The sequence below is a fragment of the Planktothricoides sp. SR001 genome (assembly GCF_001276715.1).
Taxonomy (GTDB): domain Bacteria; phylum Cyanobacteriota; class Cyanobacteriia; order Cyanobacteriales; family Laspinemataceae; genus Planktothricoides; species Planktothricoides raciborskii.
The window spans coordinates 205,458-221,279 of record NZ_LIUQ01000001.1 but is presented as its reverse complement, the minus strand read 5'-3'; the positions used below and the strand labels follow the sequence as shown (position 1 = coordinate 221,279).

Genomic DNA, 15,822 nt, shown 5'->3' with positions numbered 1-15,822 from the left:
TATTCTTCTTCAGATTGTTCTTTAGATCCATTTCATTTTCTCAAAAAATCTGTCGAAATCGAATCATAAGCATCAAAAAGATATCCTCCAGTTTCTCAGGAGAAACCGGAGGACTCTGAACAGGAATTACATCACAACCCGCTGGATGCAGGGGATAAGTCAAGGTTGAACAACGGGCGTGACTTCCAACTCACCTGTAGGGGTGAGTACCACTTGGAAAGAAGCCAAAGGTGCTTGTGAATCTGAAGTGGCTGCGGGGTTGGCGGTATCGACCAAATCCGGGAAAGGCGTTTCTTGGAGATAGTCTGATGCGGCTTGATTGCTGGGCTGGTAGCTAAAGATATCCCCAGATGAGTTAACTTTGACCAAGTAAATCAAATCCTCGGTGAAAGTGGGGAATTGCTGCCAATTTTGGTCGATGAGATCGTACAGTTTCCAGTTCAATTCAGAAATTTGAGTCGGATCGGTAATTTCTGGGGTTACAGATGTCACCGATGGTGAGGAGATGCTGGGTGTGGCTGTGGTTTCTGGCTGATTAGTTGTTATTTCTGATGGCTGCGTCGCGGGGTCAGAAGCGATTGGCGGCAGCGATTCGCTTTGAGAGATCGCACTCGGTGCGGAAACCTGCGGTGCCGGGGTAATCTTGTCAGCATTGCCTCGTTGTAACTGGTTATTTTGTAACTGGGCATAAAGCACAGAACCCAACAAACAAATCGAAGCGGTGGCGGCTAAAGCAATCGAGCCATTGCGGAGAGAAAACGCTCTTAAAGCATTGGAAGCATTGGAAGCATTGGAAGCATTGGAAGCATTGGAAGCATTGGAAGCATATTCTGAACTGGGACTGACGGAATTTACCGCTATCGTGGGGGCGGGTTCTTCACTGTGAGCAAACCTGTGGAACAAGAAGTCCAAAGCACTGTTACGCAGTTCCTTGTAACGGGGATCGTCCATGACCTGAGTTCTGACGCGAGGACGGGGAAAAGGGATTTCCAGCACTTCGCCAATTTTAGCCGCAGGCCCGTTAGTCATCATTACCAATTTATCCGCGAGAAACAATGCCTCGTCAATGTCATGGGTAATCATCAAAACGGTACAGGGATGGTCTTGCCAAATTTGCAGCAGTTCTTCTTGTAATTCTTCTTTGGTGATGGCGTCGAGGGCGCCGAAGGGTTCGTCGAGAATTAGGACTTCGGGGCGAATGGCCAAAGCCCGAGCGATCGCCACTCGCTGTTTCATCCCCCCAGACATTTGTCCGGGACGCTTGTGTCCGGCTTCGGTGAGTCCGACCATTGCCAAGTGTTCGTCGGCGATCGCCACTCTTTCAGCGTGGGATTTTTTGGGATAGGCCGACTTGACTGCCAGGTAAACATTTTCAAACGCCGTTTTCCAAGGCAAAAGGCAATAGTTTTGAAACACCATCATGCGATCGAGGCCAGGTTTGGCGATGCGCTGGTTGCGTAGGCGCACCTCTCCCTCGCTGGGGTGGAGAAAACCCGCCACCATATTCAGTAGGGTGGATTTGCCACAGCCAGAATGTCCGATCAAGCAGATAAACTCGCCTTCAGACACGGTGAGATTGACATTTTCCAGGACAGGATAAGATCCTTTGGCGGTGTCATAAACCTTGGAAACGTTATCGATCGCCAGAAATGCTTCGCGACTTGCCAGAGGGTTAGTTGTCGGGTTAGTTGTCGGTAAGGTTTGGATTTGCATAATTGATGGCTATTGATGACTGATGAGGGATGGGGCATTTGGCGGCACAACTGTTGAGGCAGGAGGCAGGACTGTTAGGGCGCATCGGCCAAGGCTAAAGTGCTCCGCACTGCGAGAGCGAACGGACGACCGCCCTACAAAGCTTTAGTGGTTTCAGAAGTGGTTTCAGCATCGAGGAAAACTTCTTCGATGCGAATGTCGCGTTTGATGGTGAGGCGCTGGAGGTAGCCAATCGGATCGTCAGGGTTGAACACCATGCGATCGAAGAGTTGAAATGATTGGCGATTGGGTTCGGTATCTGGCCAACCTAATTGACGGGCGGCTTCGCCGTACAAGTCCACCCGGCGCAATCGTTCCAGAACAGAAATCCAGTTTTTCGGAAATGGAGTAATTCCCCAGCGAGCGAGTTGGGTGAGAATCCATAATCCCTCGACCCGACCGGGACAGTTGCTATGATCCACATGAAATTGGTGGTATTGCCGTAGGATCTGGGGTTCTGCATCGGTTCCCAAGTGGTAGGGTTCGGCGAATCCGGGCGCTACCCAGGCGATATCGCAGCCGGTATCGCCGCCGATATATTGGGGCTGAGACAGCATTGTGGCGATTTCCGAACGGTGCCGGAAATCGTCGCAATATTCGCAAGCTTCCATTAAGGCTTTGAGAAGGGCGATATGGGTTTCGGGATATTTATTTGCCCATTCCTCGCGCACTCCCAAGACTTTTTCTGGATGACCGGGCCAAATATCCAGATCGGTGGCGATCGCAAATCCCAATTCTTGTTGGATAGCGCCGGTGTTCCAGGGTTCCCCAGCACAATAGCCGTCAAGATTGCCTTGTTTCAGATTGGCGATCATTTCCTGCGGCGGCACCACTGTTAAATTCACATCTAAATCCGGGTCGATGCCCCCAGATGCCAGCCAGTAGCGCAGGATCAAGTTATGAATTGAGGCTTGGTTAGGAACACCCAGGGTACTGACGCGATCGGGATTTGCCGCGATCGCTGCTTTGAAATCTGCCAGAGTTCGCACCCCTTGCTGGTAAAACCGCTTGCTCAAAGTAATCGCATTGCCATTGCGGGAGAGAACCATTGCGGTGACGACAGGAACAGGCAGTCGATTGGAAGATTGCTTGCCCATGCCGATAGTCAAGGCGAGGGGCATCGCTGCCGCCATCATCGCCGCATCCAAGCTGCCAGAGGAAATCCCAGAAGCGATCGCCGGCCAGCTTTTTTCCCGAACCAGATTGACGTTTTCTAAGCCGTGTTTTTGGAAAAAGCCTTTTTCTTTGGCCACGATTAAAGGGGCGCAGTCAGTCACCGGCAAAAAGCCGATATCGAGGCTAACTTTTTCCAGGACTTGTGCCTGCTGGGAGAAACCCGGTTGCTTCAAGAAACCGGGTTTCTTGGTCTCGATCGCGATCGATTTGGATTGTTTTGCCTTGCGTTGTTTATCGCGCTTTTGCTGATTGAGGAAATCAATTATTTCACTTCGCAAGCCGTAATAGCTGGGATGCTTAACTACTTCCATCCGTTCGCGGGGGCGAGGAATGGGAACTTCTAAAATCCGACCGATGTGAGATTCCGGGCCATTTGTCAACATCACGATGCGATCGGATAGCAATAAGGCTTCGTCTACATCGTGCGTCACCATAATCGCAGTGACATTACTTTCTTGGCAAATTTGCATTAATTTTTCCTGCAAACCGCCTCTTGTCAAAGCGTCTAAGGCGCCGAAGGGTTCATCAAGCAGCAGCAATTTCGGACGAATTGCCAGGGCACGGGCGATCGCCACCCGTTGTTTCATCCCCCCGGACAATTCTCCCGGTCGCTTGTCCGCAGCGTGTCGCAATCCCACCAAATCGATATGGTGTTCGACAATTCCCCGCCTTTCCCCTTTCGGCTGATGTCGCAAAACTCGATTCACCGCCAGACCAATATTTTGGCGTACCGTCAACCAAGGCAACAGGGAATAATTTTGAAACACCACCATGCGATCGGGACCTGGGCCTTTTACTTGTCGCCCTTCCAGAATCACTCCTCCGGTAGAAGGTTGATCCAAACCGGCAATCATATTTAGCAGAGTAGACTTGCCACAACCAGAATGCCCGATTAAGGAGATAAATTCTCCTTGATTAATTTTTAATTGAATATTCTTCAGTGCGATATAGCTACCGCCGTTGTCCAAACGAAAAATCTTATCAATGTGATCGACTTCAACAAATACTGACATTGCTAACCCAAATAATTAGTAATAGTGAATTGATAATTTGCCTATTGATTACTTGCCTAATGCTAATGAGTAATTAATCATTTTTTATTTCTTACGATTTATTACCCATTAAACATTTGCTATTTTTGTTGTTCTTTCGGCACCACAATAGAACCGATATAGGCCACAAATCTGTCCAACAACAAACCGACAACTCCTACATAAACCAACGCCAATATAATCTGACTAATCAGAGAATTATTGTAGGCATCCCAAATAAAGAAACCGATACCAACGCCACCGACCAGCATTTCCGCTGCCACAATTGCTAACCAAGACAAGCCGATGCCAATTCTCAACCCGGTAAAAATATAGGGAACTGTCGCCGGAAATACGATATTCAAGAAATATTCAAAACCAGATAATTGGAGAACTCTAGCCACATTTCGGTAGTCTTGTGGTAGTTGTTGAACTCCCGCCGTTGTATTGATAATGATCGGCCAAATCGAAGTAATAAATATGACAAAAATAGCTGAGGGATTGCTTTGCTGAAAAGCAGCGAGGGCAATAGGCAGCCAAGCCAAGGGAGGAATGGTTCGCAACACTTGAAAAATCGGGTCTACGGCTTCGTAGATTAGTTTATTAATACCGATGACAATGCCTAGGGTGATGCCAACCACCGCAGACAGGGAAAAACCGATCGCCACCCGCTGTAAGCTGGCAAAAATTTGCAAAGCTAGACCTTTATCGGTGCCGCCGTTGTCAAAAAAGGGATTAATCAAATAAGGATTCCAAGTGTCAGCCAGCACTTGCATCGGTCCAGGCAATCCTTTTGAGCCAGGAGGACAGAGAATTTGCCATACCACCATTACGATCGCAAGAGCGATTAGGGGTCTAACCAGCTTTGGGGAAGTGTTTTGGAGAAAATTGCGGATTGGCTTGGGCAAAAATAGGGGCAGCCTGGAACGTCTGTTTCTGTTGATAGCAGTCATAGTTTTTATGGACTCGTGGGCAAGTGGGTATATGGGTACAGTCGTAATTAAAAAAGATGAGTATGGGGTATGGGGCGGGATGCCTCACCTGGAGTGCGACTAAACTTTCTTAATCGCTAGGCTCTTTAAGTATTCCTCTGGTTTGTCAGGGTCAAATTTGACCCCATCAAAGAAAGTTTCAATGCCGCGAGATGTGCTGGTGGGAATTTCGGCGGCGGCAACACCGAGAGTTTTGGCCGCTTCTCGCCACAAATCTTCGCGATTTACTTTGTCAACGATTTCCTTAATATTCGTGTCCGCAGGAATGTTGCCCCAGCGAATATTTTCAGTTAAGAACCACAAATCGTGGCTCTTGTAGGGATAGGAAGCATTATCAGCCCAAAATTTCATCCGCAGAGGGCTGTTGGTGACAAGGGGACGCCCGTCGCCGTAGTCGATATTGCCTTTGGAGCGCTCGATAATATCTGTGGCTGGTACTTTGAACCACTTCGCCTGAGAAACGATTTGGCACATTTCCTCTTTATTTTCCGGCTTTTCACACCACTGTTGGGCTTCTTGAACCGCCATTAAGATTGCTTTGGCTGCTTTGGGATGTTTGTCAACCCAATCCGATCGCATCGCCAAAGCTTTTTCTGGGTGGTCTTGCCAAAGTTCTCCGGTTACTAAAGCGGTATAGCCGATGCCTTGATTGACCAGTTGGGCGTTCCAGGGTTCGCCCACACAGAAGGCTTCCATATTGCCGGTTCTCATATTGGCAACCATCTGGGGCGGAGGGATAGGAACAACGGAAACATCTTGTTCGGGAACAATGCCGCCCGCTGCCAGCCAATAGCGCATCCACAGGTCGTGAGTGCCGCCGGGAAAGGTCATGGCTACGTTAAAATCAGTTTTGCCCCCTGACTTGGCTTGGGCGAAAGCATTTTTCAGCCCCTTGCTATCCAGACTAATTTTTAAGTCTTTATAGGCATTGGCAACAGAAATCCCCTGCCCGTTGGTATTCAACCGCGCTAAAATGTACATCGGCACGGGTTGCTTGTTCTTGGTTTGGCCCAAAGACATGAAGTACGGCATCGGGGTGAGAATATGCGCCCCATCAATACCGCCACCTTGGGAACCGATTTCTAAGTTATCTCGTGTCACTGGCCATGAAGCTTGTTTGACTACTTCGACATCTTTCATGCCGTATTTGTCAAATAAGCCTTTTTCTTTGGCAATAATCAGGGGTGCAGAATCGGTCAGAGCGATAAATCCTAACTTGGCTGCGGTGACTTCTGGGGCATCAGCAGGGTTGACGTTGACTGCTGGCACGGTGGTAGATGTGCTCGTGCTGGTGTTGGTCGGAGCGGAACTACAGCCGTGAGCCAGTAGGCTGGCTGCTGTCGCTGCTCCGGCGGTGAGAATGAATTGGCGTCGGGAAAATTTCGTCATTTTCTTCCAAGTATCAGATTTCTGGAGGTTTGGGCGGACTAAAAAGGTACAAAGGGGGGTAAAAAGGGGGGTTTTGCCCTCACTTAATGAAAGTTTGTTGCTTTAGGTTTCGATATTGCATCCGCAACGTTTCGCGAACGGCTTATGGGCTTTGCTTATAGGAACAATGACAAATATTTATTTGTATAGAGGGCAGCAAAACCAGAATTTTAATTCTCGTCAGAATTCCGAGCGATTCCCTCGCCCTCCGCAAGACGAGCGCACGGAATATATTTGGATAGGTTGATGGATTTGGCTGTCTCCTTGGTTTGTTGAACGTGAATTGTTGATAACTTAAGGGGATAAATCAGGCAAATTCGTATCTTTTGTGACAATATATTGCAAATTATGAATTTACTGCATTTTGTCTATGCAGCTTTTACATGGAGATGGGTTTAATCTCTAGGTTGGTCGTTTTTAGATGCGATATTTTGTGACCATAAAATCAATAGATGTAGCCCACAGAGACACAAAAAATACAAAAAGCTTTGTGAATCTTCTCTCTCTGTGTATGTGTGGTTTAAAATAATTTGTTTTTTGGCAATTAAATTCAATACTAAATGGGTAAAAATCAGGTGAATAAAATCACGGCGATCGCGCTAATAATGGAATTAATAATATTCACAATTTTATTGGTTAACCAAGTGTAACGCGATGGCTTGCCCCAATCACAGTTTATAAATTCGTGGCAAGAAAAGCGGCAATCTAAACAAAAATGTAGAACTTATGGTATTTTCTGAAGTAACTTTGGCGTTTCCCTTGATGGCTGGCTATGCTTATGGCCAAGGTAACTGGCGCGATCGCTCGGTGCGTCGGTTGGCAAACTTATTTAGTCAACCGAGTTTAGTGACAGCCTAATAAAATAGCAGAAACTGGGTTGCTAATACTTCAGAGAAAAACCCCGGTTCCTAAATGTTTCTAAATATTCTGTAGTTTCTATGTTTTCTGTATTGATACAATTACAGATTAGTAACTAAAATAAATGATACCACCGCTTTTATAGCAGTAGCCAACGCGATTAGGACACGAGAGCTAGAAGATGATCCATCGCTTTATGCAAAGAATCAAATTGGTCAAGACATTTACTCTTCCGGGCTTTTAGCCAAGACCAACAGCGCTCAATTTTGTTGAGATCCGGCGAATAGGGCGGCAGATATAGTAATCGACACCCAGCCAGCGCCTAGAATCAACTCTTGAATCCGTCCTCCTTTATGAAAAGTGGCATTGTCAATCACCACCAATAGACAATATCTTCTGGATATATACCTGATATTTCTTCTAGAAATTCAGCCCATTTTTGCTCATATGTGTCTTTGTAGCCGAATGTTTTTTTCGGGTAAATCCTATTTTGCCTAAAGCTCTCGAAATTGTACGTTGCCTGATATCTTCCGGCCACAATTGAGTCCTGTACGGCTTGTGTCTTGTCACCATGAAGCTGAACCTTCCTCACGAAATGTCTCCCAGCAGATAATTTTGTGGTTATTTCCCTGCGATTGGGCAAAGCCTTGTAACTACCGGAAAGGGCGTGACGCTTCAGCCACAAGTAAGTGGTATTGCGACTGATGTTAAACACCCGAATGGCTTCGGTTTTAGACAGACTATCGTTGAGAATCGCATAACTTTTTGAAGTAAATCTTCACTATAAGGCTTGGCCATTTTGTGCCTCTATTTCGAGCGTGTTTTCTGTTTTTCTCTTTCGTATTATTATATGTTATAACTGCCTTGGCTACTGCTATAAATAACTATAAAAGCTAAAAAAATAAAAAAATTGTTAATTGTTATTGGTTTTCATGGACAAATAACCAATAACAATTAACAATTAAAAATTAGCAATTAACGATGAATCATCCATCATAAATTATTTGGGTTCCCAGTCCGGGCATTCTTTTTCCTCCCAGCCATAAGGATGCATCCCACACACTAACACATTGCCTGCGTAAACGTAGCCGTGATAATTTTGGCAGCCCACACAAGCGGGATATTGTTCGGGACTGGGTTCCACATAGTTGATAAAGATTTCCGCTTCCGGGTTGACTTCATCTACTTCGATTTCAAACTCAAAAATCGGGTCAATAAATTGCTGAAAAAAGTCTTCAATTTCAGTCAGAATTAGCTGGTTGAATTCTGCCCCAAATTCCTCCGCTTCCCGGAAAATATCTTCGGGAAATTCCCGTAATTCATCAACAATTTCTGTCACCTCTTCAGTGAGGGCTTGGAAATACTGATCCACCTCAGCCGAAACTTTGGTAGTCAGTGTTTCCAGCATTTTTAACCAATCATAATTTGGCCAATATTCCATGAGCAAGAAAAATGTTTTTTTGCGATCGCCCTTAATCCGTTACTGATTCTATTGATTCTATTGATTCTGTAGCCGACGTAGTTCGTCTTTTAAGGCGTCTACTTGTTGCCGCAACCGATCTACATTATCCGGCTGTTTCGAGGCTGGTTGTTCCTCGTCATCTTCGATAATTTCAATCCGTCGCGGTTCTTTATTTTGATTTGTGGCTGCCGTCGGGGACTCAGAGGCCGTTTTTTGCCCCTGCTGCATCACATCTTCCACAAACCGGCGGGCTTCTTCCGTACTCATTTCACCCCGTTGGACTAATTCCGCCGCCAGTTTTTGGGCTTGATCCCGTAATTCCCCTAACGTTCCTCCGGCTTTTTCCCCAGCTAATGAAGCTAACCCCACACCTAGGTAAAAGGCTTTTTGAACCATATCTCCAAAACCAGCCATTGCCAATCGAGCTCCTTTGACTTATTTGATCAATCAGATTATCTTGTGGACTTATTCCAGCTTATGCCAGAATTTCGCCAACTGCCCACTGACAACCTGGAAGAATTGGCCAAAAAAAGTGACCCGGATACCACGCCTGTTCCAAGCATCCCGTGTTGCTGCTACCTTCCGGTCCTGACAAGATTTGGGCGTTGGCACCGCATGGGTCCGAGTCACTTATGAATATATCATGGTTTTTGTAAAATTGAACCATCTCGGAAAAAAATTTATTTGCACTATCGTCAGCCAAGGGGTTGAACCCCTGGCTACAGGAACAAAATCCGCAGGTGGATGCTGATTTGATTTTTACCCAGAGTCCCGCCCCGGGGCTGACTGGGTTGATCTAGCCACAAGTTGCAACTCCTATGCTACAAGAACTGATGCGTGACTTCTTCGCAGAATTGAAGGGGTATGGGGAGACTGCTGCTAGGTTCGGGGACTAAAAGGTGCGATTCCCGCTTCGGGATCCGCACCTTTTTGAACATATAAAATCTAATAAAAATGGCGATAAAACACTGTCCGGGTACAAATTCTTAATTATTAGGATGAATATTGTGGTACTGATAAAATGCATAGGTGTCAAATAAACCTCCAACCAGTCCACAAGAGAGGGCAATTGCTAACACGCCTTGCCAGGGATCCCCACTGCCAAAGACAATTAAGAATTGTAACAAGCGATCGCCACTAAATTGAGTAAAACCTTGCAGTCCGGGCAAATAACTTAACAAATAGATACAAAGAAACAGTAGCCCGAGCAATAAACTCGGCGCCATAAAACTAACCAGGGTCGTGAGGAACAATGAACGCAGAAAACTTGGTAAGATACTCATCAATCGTCTATCAGACTCCCTAAATTACATTAAGCGGACGAGGTTTAGGCTCGTTCTGATTTCTAGAATAAGCCTAATTTCCCGACGGGCGATCAAAATGTTATAAATATTCAGTTTTGATCAAAAAACTTGTTGAAGATTCGTAAATTTTTTAAAGTTGATTTAGTCCTTACTTTTATTGTCATCGTCTTGAGTCAAACAAATTCTAATTCCCCCCTTGGATTATGGTCAAAACGCTTACTGGCCGCCATCTTACTCGGAGGCCAAGTAATCACCCATTTGCTCTTTGCCAAAATTCACCGCCGCAACACCTTAGAGCAAATGGTCAGCGTTGGCCCGGATTCTCTTTTAATCGCCCTACTCACAGCGGCAACCGTGGGCATGGTGTTTACCATTCAAGTAGCCAGAGAGTTTCTCAACTTTGGGGCAGGCAGTGTCGTTGGCGGTGTTTTAGCCCTCTCTTTATCCAGAGAACTCTCCCCAGTGCTGACCGCTGTAATTTTAGCTGGGCGTGTCGGTTCAGCATTTGCGGCAGAACTTGGCACCATGCGCGTCACCGAGCAGATAGATGCCCTCTATATTCTGAAAACCGATCCGATTGATTATCTGGTAATTCCCAGGGTAATCGCCTGTTGTTTGATGTTGCCCTTGTTGACCATTTTCTGTTTGGTGATGGGACTACTTGGGGGCATGGGGGTGGCTGAGATTATGTACAGCATTCCGCCCAGTGTCTTTATGTCATCGGTGCAAAACTTCCTTGCCCCTTGGGATTTGATTAGCGCGATGGTGAAAGCCTTTGTGTTTGGTGGATTGATTGGGGTGATTGGCTGTAGCTGGGGTTTAACCACCACGGGTGGCGCTAAAGGGGTGGGACAATCAACGACCACAGCAGTTGTCACCTCTCTGTTGGCAATTTTTATTTTTAATTTCTTTTTATCCTGGTTGATGTTTCAGGGCATCGGTGCGGGAATGAATCAAGCCCTGTGATCTGGGGTGGGGAAAGGTCGAACGGTAGGGTGCGTTAGTCGCAGCACTAAATATTTGACCCCGAACAAAAAATTTAAATTCCGCGACGTAATGCACCACCTCATTTTAAAAATGGACACAACGGTAGGGTGCGTTAGTCGCAGCACTAAATATTTGACCCCGAACAAAAAATTTAAATTCCGCGACGTAACGCACCACCTCATTTGCACAATCGAGCGTGGATAGTGAATCATGGATAATTATTAATAATTATCCATTTCAATTCTTTGCCGATGGTTTAAAGTCTGTTAAAATACCATAGATTCCCCAAATTGCCATCGCCCGAAGATAATGACTTGCCCGGAATGTTTGATTCGCCGTCACCGCTTCGGGAGTGCGGAATTGCAGGCCATTTTCATAGATTTGATTTACCACCGCTTTGGTAATCTCAAAAGCCTCATTTTTCATGCCCATTTGTAACATGAATGCGGCTAATCCAAAGTTAATTCCTGTCCAAACTTCTAGGGGATGAGTGGCTTTGGGGTTTTCCGGGTAACCATCTAGCATTACCCCATTGGCCATACCAAATTCACCGTTTTGGAATTTTCGGAAGCAAGCATCATAGACGGTTTTTAAGGCAGATTCGGCGCGATCGCACGGCACAATATCTGGTAATCCCAATAAACGGGCATAAAATTGACCGCATAATTGGTCAGCCATCACCACCTCAGAACCGCTTTCACTATCCAGGCGATAATATTGCCCATTCCAGAGTTTTTCTTGATAGATTGGTTGGGCTTTTTCTAACCAATTATAATAAGTTTCTATGGTGGATGTAACTGCTTCTGGATCGGGAATTGACCAATCATAAATGCCGTCAATCGGTGGGTGATCGATTAGGGTTTTACCGATCGCGATCGCTGCTTCCAAAGCTGCCAGCCATAAGCCCCCACAATAAGCGCTGACCCCTTGCATCCGCCAATCATCAAAAGTCTGGTCAGGTGCCCCACTATTTTCGGGAATTCCATCATCATCGCGATCGAAAGTTTTCAGATAAGCCAAGGTTTGCACAATGGAAGGCCAACATTCGCATAAAAACTCATAATCATCGGCCCCAGTCAGCAGAAAATCCCGATAAACCTGCAACACAAAATCACAGGGCAAATCTTTCCATAAATTACAGTCTTGATAACTGGTGTAATTGCTTTTTTGCCAAGGATGCTCATTCGGTGCCCCCAAATCGTGAGGCGTCGCCCCGGTAATGCCGCGTACTGCTTGGGCTTGGTTATAGCCAATAATCCGCACCGTATCATCACTGGTGGGGATGGCATGGGCAAAAGCCCGCAACACCGATTTATCCAATTCCGGCCATAGCATCAGTAGGGCAAAAGACCCATACAGTCGGACATCCAGGCTTTCATACCAGCGATAATCAAGACATTCCAGCACCGCAAACCGTCCCTGGGGGTTTTCTTCATCCGCTGGCGACCAGAGGGTGCCCCCTTGGGTGAGAATGTAGAGCTCGTTAAATAAGGCCATTTTCAACCAACTGGGCAAATCTTGTCGATCTAATACCGACTGCTGCCAGGTTTCAATTTGATTGCGCCATAAGTCATAGTCTTTCAGGGTCGCCCGAATCATTGACCAGACTCCTTGCCCGTTGCGACCAAAAAAGTCGGTATAACGGCGGTATTGGCAAACCCCAGCGGCAAATTCCGTCACGGGCAAGTCCCAAGCCAGAATAAAGGGAATTTTCCGGGTTTTGCCCGGTCTGAGGGTAAATTTGACCGCCAAAGCTACGGCTGTCCGTTCTCCCGGTGCAGCGGGTCTTTCGTCTTCTTGGTCGAGGAGAAAGCCGTCTTTGGCGAAGTAGTTCCAAATATCGGCACCGTTGCTGGTAGGATTCCATCGGGTGTGGTAGTAAACTTCGACCGCTGCATTGGTCATGGTGGCGATCGCTAAACTTCCTTCTCCTTCTTGGGGTTCGGGACTGCTGATGGTTCCGGTCATGGAACAGCCAAGCCGATGGAAATCTTCTACTAAAGTATTGATATTGCCGCTACTTTCTCCCCAGCGGGGTTGATATTCATAAACCGGCGATCCATCATCCCGCACTTTCACTTCGGGATTTTTCAACACATTGGTAAACCAACCGACAATATTTTCCCAAGTGAGCATAATACTCACGGTGATGGGTTGGTCCGTGGGGTTATGGGCTGTCCATTCAAAAATTGCTACGGGATAACTGGTTTGCTGGTAATTTCCCGGCAAGATAGGGGAAAACTGCTCGCAAGTTAGTTCCGCTTGAAACACATTTTCATAGACAAACCAACTGCGGGGATATAAAGCGTGATAAGTCCCGGTGGTTTTCTCTGGGGTTGATGGGGGATACCATTTCCAGGCGGAAAGGCTGCCATCTTCTGGCGGTTGCGTGGACATGGCGTAAGCTTGCCGCCGTCCGTTGGCTTCTTCAAAGACGCTAAATTGACAAGCGGGCAAGGTTTTATAAGTATGTTCGCCCCCGTCTAGGTGCCAGAGATTAAAGTCACCGCGAGGCGATCGGCCAATGCAACCAGCCCCAAATCCTCCCAAGGGCATACCATGCCAAGGGCCATCGTCTAAATTGCTGGCATAGCGGACAGTGTAGGGGTTGTCCCAACCAAGACCAATGGGACGATTCCAAGTATAAGCAGGGATATCTGGGCGCGTCATAGATATTTTGGCTTTTTGATGTGATTCGATGATGGATAAAACCAAGATATCAATTAGTTGACCTTAGTCCTTGGTTCTTTGTTATTCGTTATTGGTTATTTGTTGTTGGTTATTTGTTGTTGGTTGTTGGTTGTTTGTTCAGCAGCCACCATCCAATAACGAATAACGAATAACCAATAACTAAGATCATCCGGGGATTGACAAAAGCCTAAATTTTAGGTGTAAATGCGATCGCTAATAATCGCTAATAATCGCTAATAATCGCTAATAATCGCTAATAATCACTACTACAATTATAGAGTAAAAATAATTCATGTTTGGTAAATTTGGTAAAAAAGTTAAATTTAATCGCCATGAAATCGCGGGCAGTTTCGGGGATATCGGGACTGACTTACCCTTAATTGTCGGCATGATTCAAGCCGTTAATTTAAACAGTGCCAGTGTCTTTATTATCTTTGGTATTTCTCAGATGTTCGCCGGGTTTTTCTATGGCTTACCCATGCCCATGCAGCCCCTGAAAGCGATGGCAGTATTAGTGATTACCCAAAAAGTACCTGGGGAAATTTTGTTTGGTGCCGGTTTAGCTATTGGCATTTTTATGCTGATACTTACCCTCAGTGGGGGTCTGAATTTACTGGCTCGGTTGATTCCGTTATGTGTGGTGCGGGGGCTTCAATTTGGCTTAGGACTTTCCTTAGCATCCCTAGCTCTCAAAACTTATATTCCCTCAGCAGGAATTCCCGGCTATATAATCGCCGCTTTAGGATTTTTAATTCTGATTACTACCCCAAAATATAGTCGGATTCCTGCCGGAATTGCGGTGATTTTATTGGGATTACTATATGCGGGATTGTTTAGTTTAAACTTTCAGGAGATTGGGTCAAATATTGGGTTGGCAATTCCAGAATTTTATCAGCCGAAATGGTCAGATATTTTGACTGGTTTTGTGATTTTAGCGTTACCACAAATTCCTTTGTCAATTTCCAATTCTTTGATTGCCACGGAGCAGACGGTAAAAGATTTGTTTCCAGAGCAAAGGGTTTCCATTAGACGAATTGGTCTGACTTATGCGATCGCAAATGTAATTGCACCTTTTTTTGGCGGAATTCCGGTGTGTCATGGGTGTGGCGGTTTAGCGGGTCATTATGCCCTCGGTGCCCGCACGGGGGGTTCCGTTATTTTATATGGTTCAATGTATTTGATTATTGGCTTATTTTTTAGCCCGGTTTTTGGCGAAGTTGTGCAAGTTTTTCCCCAGCCAATTTTGGGAGTAATTCTTTTATTTGAATCTTTAACTTTGCTGTTATTGATTGCTGACCAAGCTGCGGAAAAAAATAAGTTTATTATTGCCTTAATTGTGGGGCTTTTTGCTTTGTTAGTGCCTCAAGGTTATATCCTGGGAATGATTATTGGTACAGGACTTTATTATTTATCCAACCGATTAACTTTTTTTACGCAAATGTAGGTGTTAAGGAATCTGTAATTTCCGCCCCAGGGCTTTACCTCCGCGCAGGTTTCGCGCCTTCGCGGGAACCGGATTTGGGATTATTTTAAATCTCGCTATTGTGGTAAAAGCAACGGAGAACCCGGTTTCTTGGTTTGACCGCGCTGACTGTAAGTTATAATAGGGAAAATTTCAACAGACGAAATCAACGACTATGAATTTTTATACGGTTATTTTAAGAAAAAGCCAAGAATATTGGGTTTCATTATGTTTAGAGAATGGCTTAGTTGGGCAAGGCAATAGTCCAGAAGAGGCGATTGATCGACTTCAAGAAGCGATCGCCTCTATGGAAGAGATATATCAATCAGACAGTGATGTTTATTCTGGATCTATATCAATTCAAGAACTCCATGAATTTTTAACCATAGAAGACCAAGAGGAAAAAACAGATGTTTATGAATTGAGGAAAGTGTATGCCTAAAAATATACCTGCCCTCAAACCCAAACAACTGATTAAAATTTTGGAAAAAGCCGGTTGTGAATTTTATCGAGAAGGAAAAGGAGACCATTCTTTATACATTCGAGAGTTTCAAGACCTAAAAAGAATTGTGCCGATTGATATGGGGGCAAAAGAAATGTCTCCTGCTTATGTTTTAAGAATTTTTAGACAATTTGGTTTCACCGATGAGGAAATTGAAATTTTCATTAAATAATCAGC

At 45.6% G+C, this 15,822-nt stretch carries 13 protein-coding genes, 1 other RNA gene and 1 pseudogene; 5 read left to right on the top strand and 10 right to left on the bottom strand.

Annotated elements, in window-relative coordinates; translation table 11 throughout:
- Positions 1-159: 159 nt before the first annotated feature.
- The 4 genes from AM228_RS00860 to AM228_RS00845 form a co-directional block, all read right to left on the bottom strand.
- A complete protein-coding gene (locus tag AM228_RS00860) occupies positions 160-1,713 on the bottom strand; it encodes an ABC transporter ATP-binding protein (RefSeq protein ID WP_054464195.1) in 1,554 nt (517 codons plus the stop codon).
- Between the two features lie 134 nt (positions 1,714-1,847).
- Complete coding sequence (locus tag AM228_RS00855) at positions 1,848-3,941, bottom strand: nitrate ABC transporter ATP-binding protein (protein WP_054464194.1); 2,094 nt, start codon at positions 3,939-3,941, stop codon at positions 1,848-1,850.
- Between the two features lie 119 nt (positions 3,942-4,060).
- A complete protein-coding gene (ntrB, locus tag AM228_RS00850) occupies positions 4,061-4,912 on the bottom strand; it encodes a nitrate ABC transporter permease (protein ID WP_082348687.1) in 852 nt (283 codons plus the stop codon).
- A gap of 99 nt (positions 4,913-5,011) precedes the next feature.
- On the bottom strand, positions 5,012-6,340 hold the full coding sequence (locus AM228_RS00845; protein WP_054464192.1) for an ABC transporter substrate-binding protein: 1,329 nt from the start codon (positions 6,338-6,340) through the stop codon (positions 5,012-5,014).
- Between the two features lie 765 nt (positions 6,341-7,105).
- On the opposite strand from AM228_RS00845, the gene AM228_RS35890 reads away from it, so the two are divergent.
- The gene (locus tag AM228_RS35890; protein WP_255353124.1) at positions 7,106-7,237 is read left to right on the top strand and encodes a hypothetical protein; all 132 of its coding nucleotides are present in this window, start codon (positions 7,106-7,108) and stop codon (positions 7,235-7,237) included.
- Positions 7,238-7,469: 232 nt separating this feature from the next.
- Here the strand turns inward: AM228_RS35890 and AM228_RS36625 are convergent.
- From AM228_RS36625 to AM228_RS00825, 5 genes and pseudogenes are all read right to left on the bottom strand, one after another.
- A pseudogene (locus AM228_RS36625) lies at positions 7,470-7,550 on the bottom strand (transposase); the annotation flags it as partial.
- Between the two features lie 687 nt (positions 7,551-8,237).
- Positions 8,238-8,678, bottom strand: a complete 441-nt coding sequence (locus AM228_RS00835; protein WP_054464190.1) for a hypothetical protein — start codon at positions 8,676-8,678, stop codon at positions 8,238-8,240.
- 57 nt (positions 8,679-8,735) lie between these two features.
- On the bottom strand, positions 8,736-9,113 hold the full coding sequence (locus AM228_RS00830; RefSeq protein ID WP_054464189.1) for a phasin family protein: 378 nt from the start codon (positions 9,111-9,113) through the stop codon (positions 8,736-8,738).
- Between the two features lie 117 nt (positions 9,114-9,230).
- An RNA gene (gene ffs, locus AM228_RS28995) (signal recognition particle sRNA small type) lies at positions 9,231-9,327 on the bottom strand.
- 358 nt (positions 9,328-9,685) lie between these two features.
- Positions 9,686-9,982 carry a hypothetical protein gene (locus AM228_RS00825; protein ID WP_054464188.1) on the bottom strand — a complete coding sequence of 99 codons (297 nt, stop codon included), beginning with the start codon at positions 9,980-9,982 and terminating at the stop codon, positions 9,686-9,688.
- Between the two features lie 189 nt (positions 9,983-10,171).
- On the opposite strand from AM228_RS00825, the gene AM228_RS00820 reads away from it, so the two are divergent.
- Positions 10,172-10,969 carry an MlaE family lipid ABC transporter permease subunit gene (locus tag AM228_RS00820; protein ID WP_054464280.1) on the top strand — a complete coding sequence of 266 codons (798 nt, stop codon included), beginning with the start codon at positions 10,172-10,174 and terminating at the stop codon, positions 10,967-10,969.
- Between the two features lie 258 nt (positions 10,970-11,227).
- Here the strand turns inward: AM228_RS00820 and AM228_RS00815 are convergent, their stop codons facing one another.
- On the bottom strand, positions 11,228-13,660 hold the full coding sequence (locus AM228_RS00815; RefSeq protein WP_054464187.1) for a GH116 family glycosyl hydrolase: 2,433 nt from the start codon (positions 13,658-13,660) through the stop codon (positions 11,228-11,230).
- Between the two features lie 313 nt (positions 13,661-13,973).
- Here AM228_RS00815 and AM228_RS00810 point away from each other — a divergent pair, with 313 nt between their 5' ends.
- The 3 genes from AM228_RS00810 to AM228_RS00800 all read left to right on the top strand — a co-directional run bounded on the left by AM228_RS00810 (position 13,974) and on the right by AM228_RS00800 (position 15,817).
- The gene (locus AM228_RS00810) at positions 13,974-15,125 is read left to right on the top strand and encodes a putative sulfate/molybdate transporter (RefSeq protein WP_054464186.1); all 1,152 of its coding nucleotides are present in this window, start codon (positions 13,974-13,976) and stop codon (positions 15,123-15,125) included.
- A 193-nt stretch (positions 15,126-15,318) separates the two neighbouring features.
- Positions 15,319-15,585 carry a type II toxin-antitoxin system HicB family antitoxin gene (locus tag AM228_RS00805; RefSeq protein WP_054464185.1) on the top strand — a complete coding sequence of 89 codons (267 nt, stop codon included), beginning with the start codon at positions 15,319-15,321 and terminating at the stop codon, positions 15,583-15,585.
- A complete protein-coding gene (locus AM228_RS00800) occupies positions 15,578-15,817 on the top strand; it encodes a type II toxin-antitoxin system HicA family toxin (RefSeq protein ID WP_054464184.1) in 240 nt (79 codons plus the stop codon). The genes AM228_RS00805 and AM228_RS00800 overlap by 8 nt, the downstream gene beginning before the upstream one ends.
- The last annotated feature ends 5 nt before the right edge of the window (positions 15,818-15,822 follow it).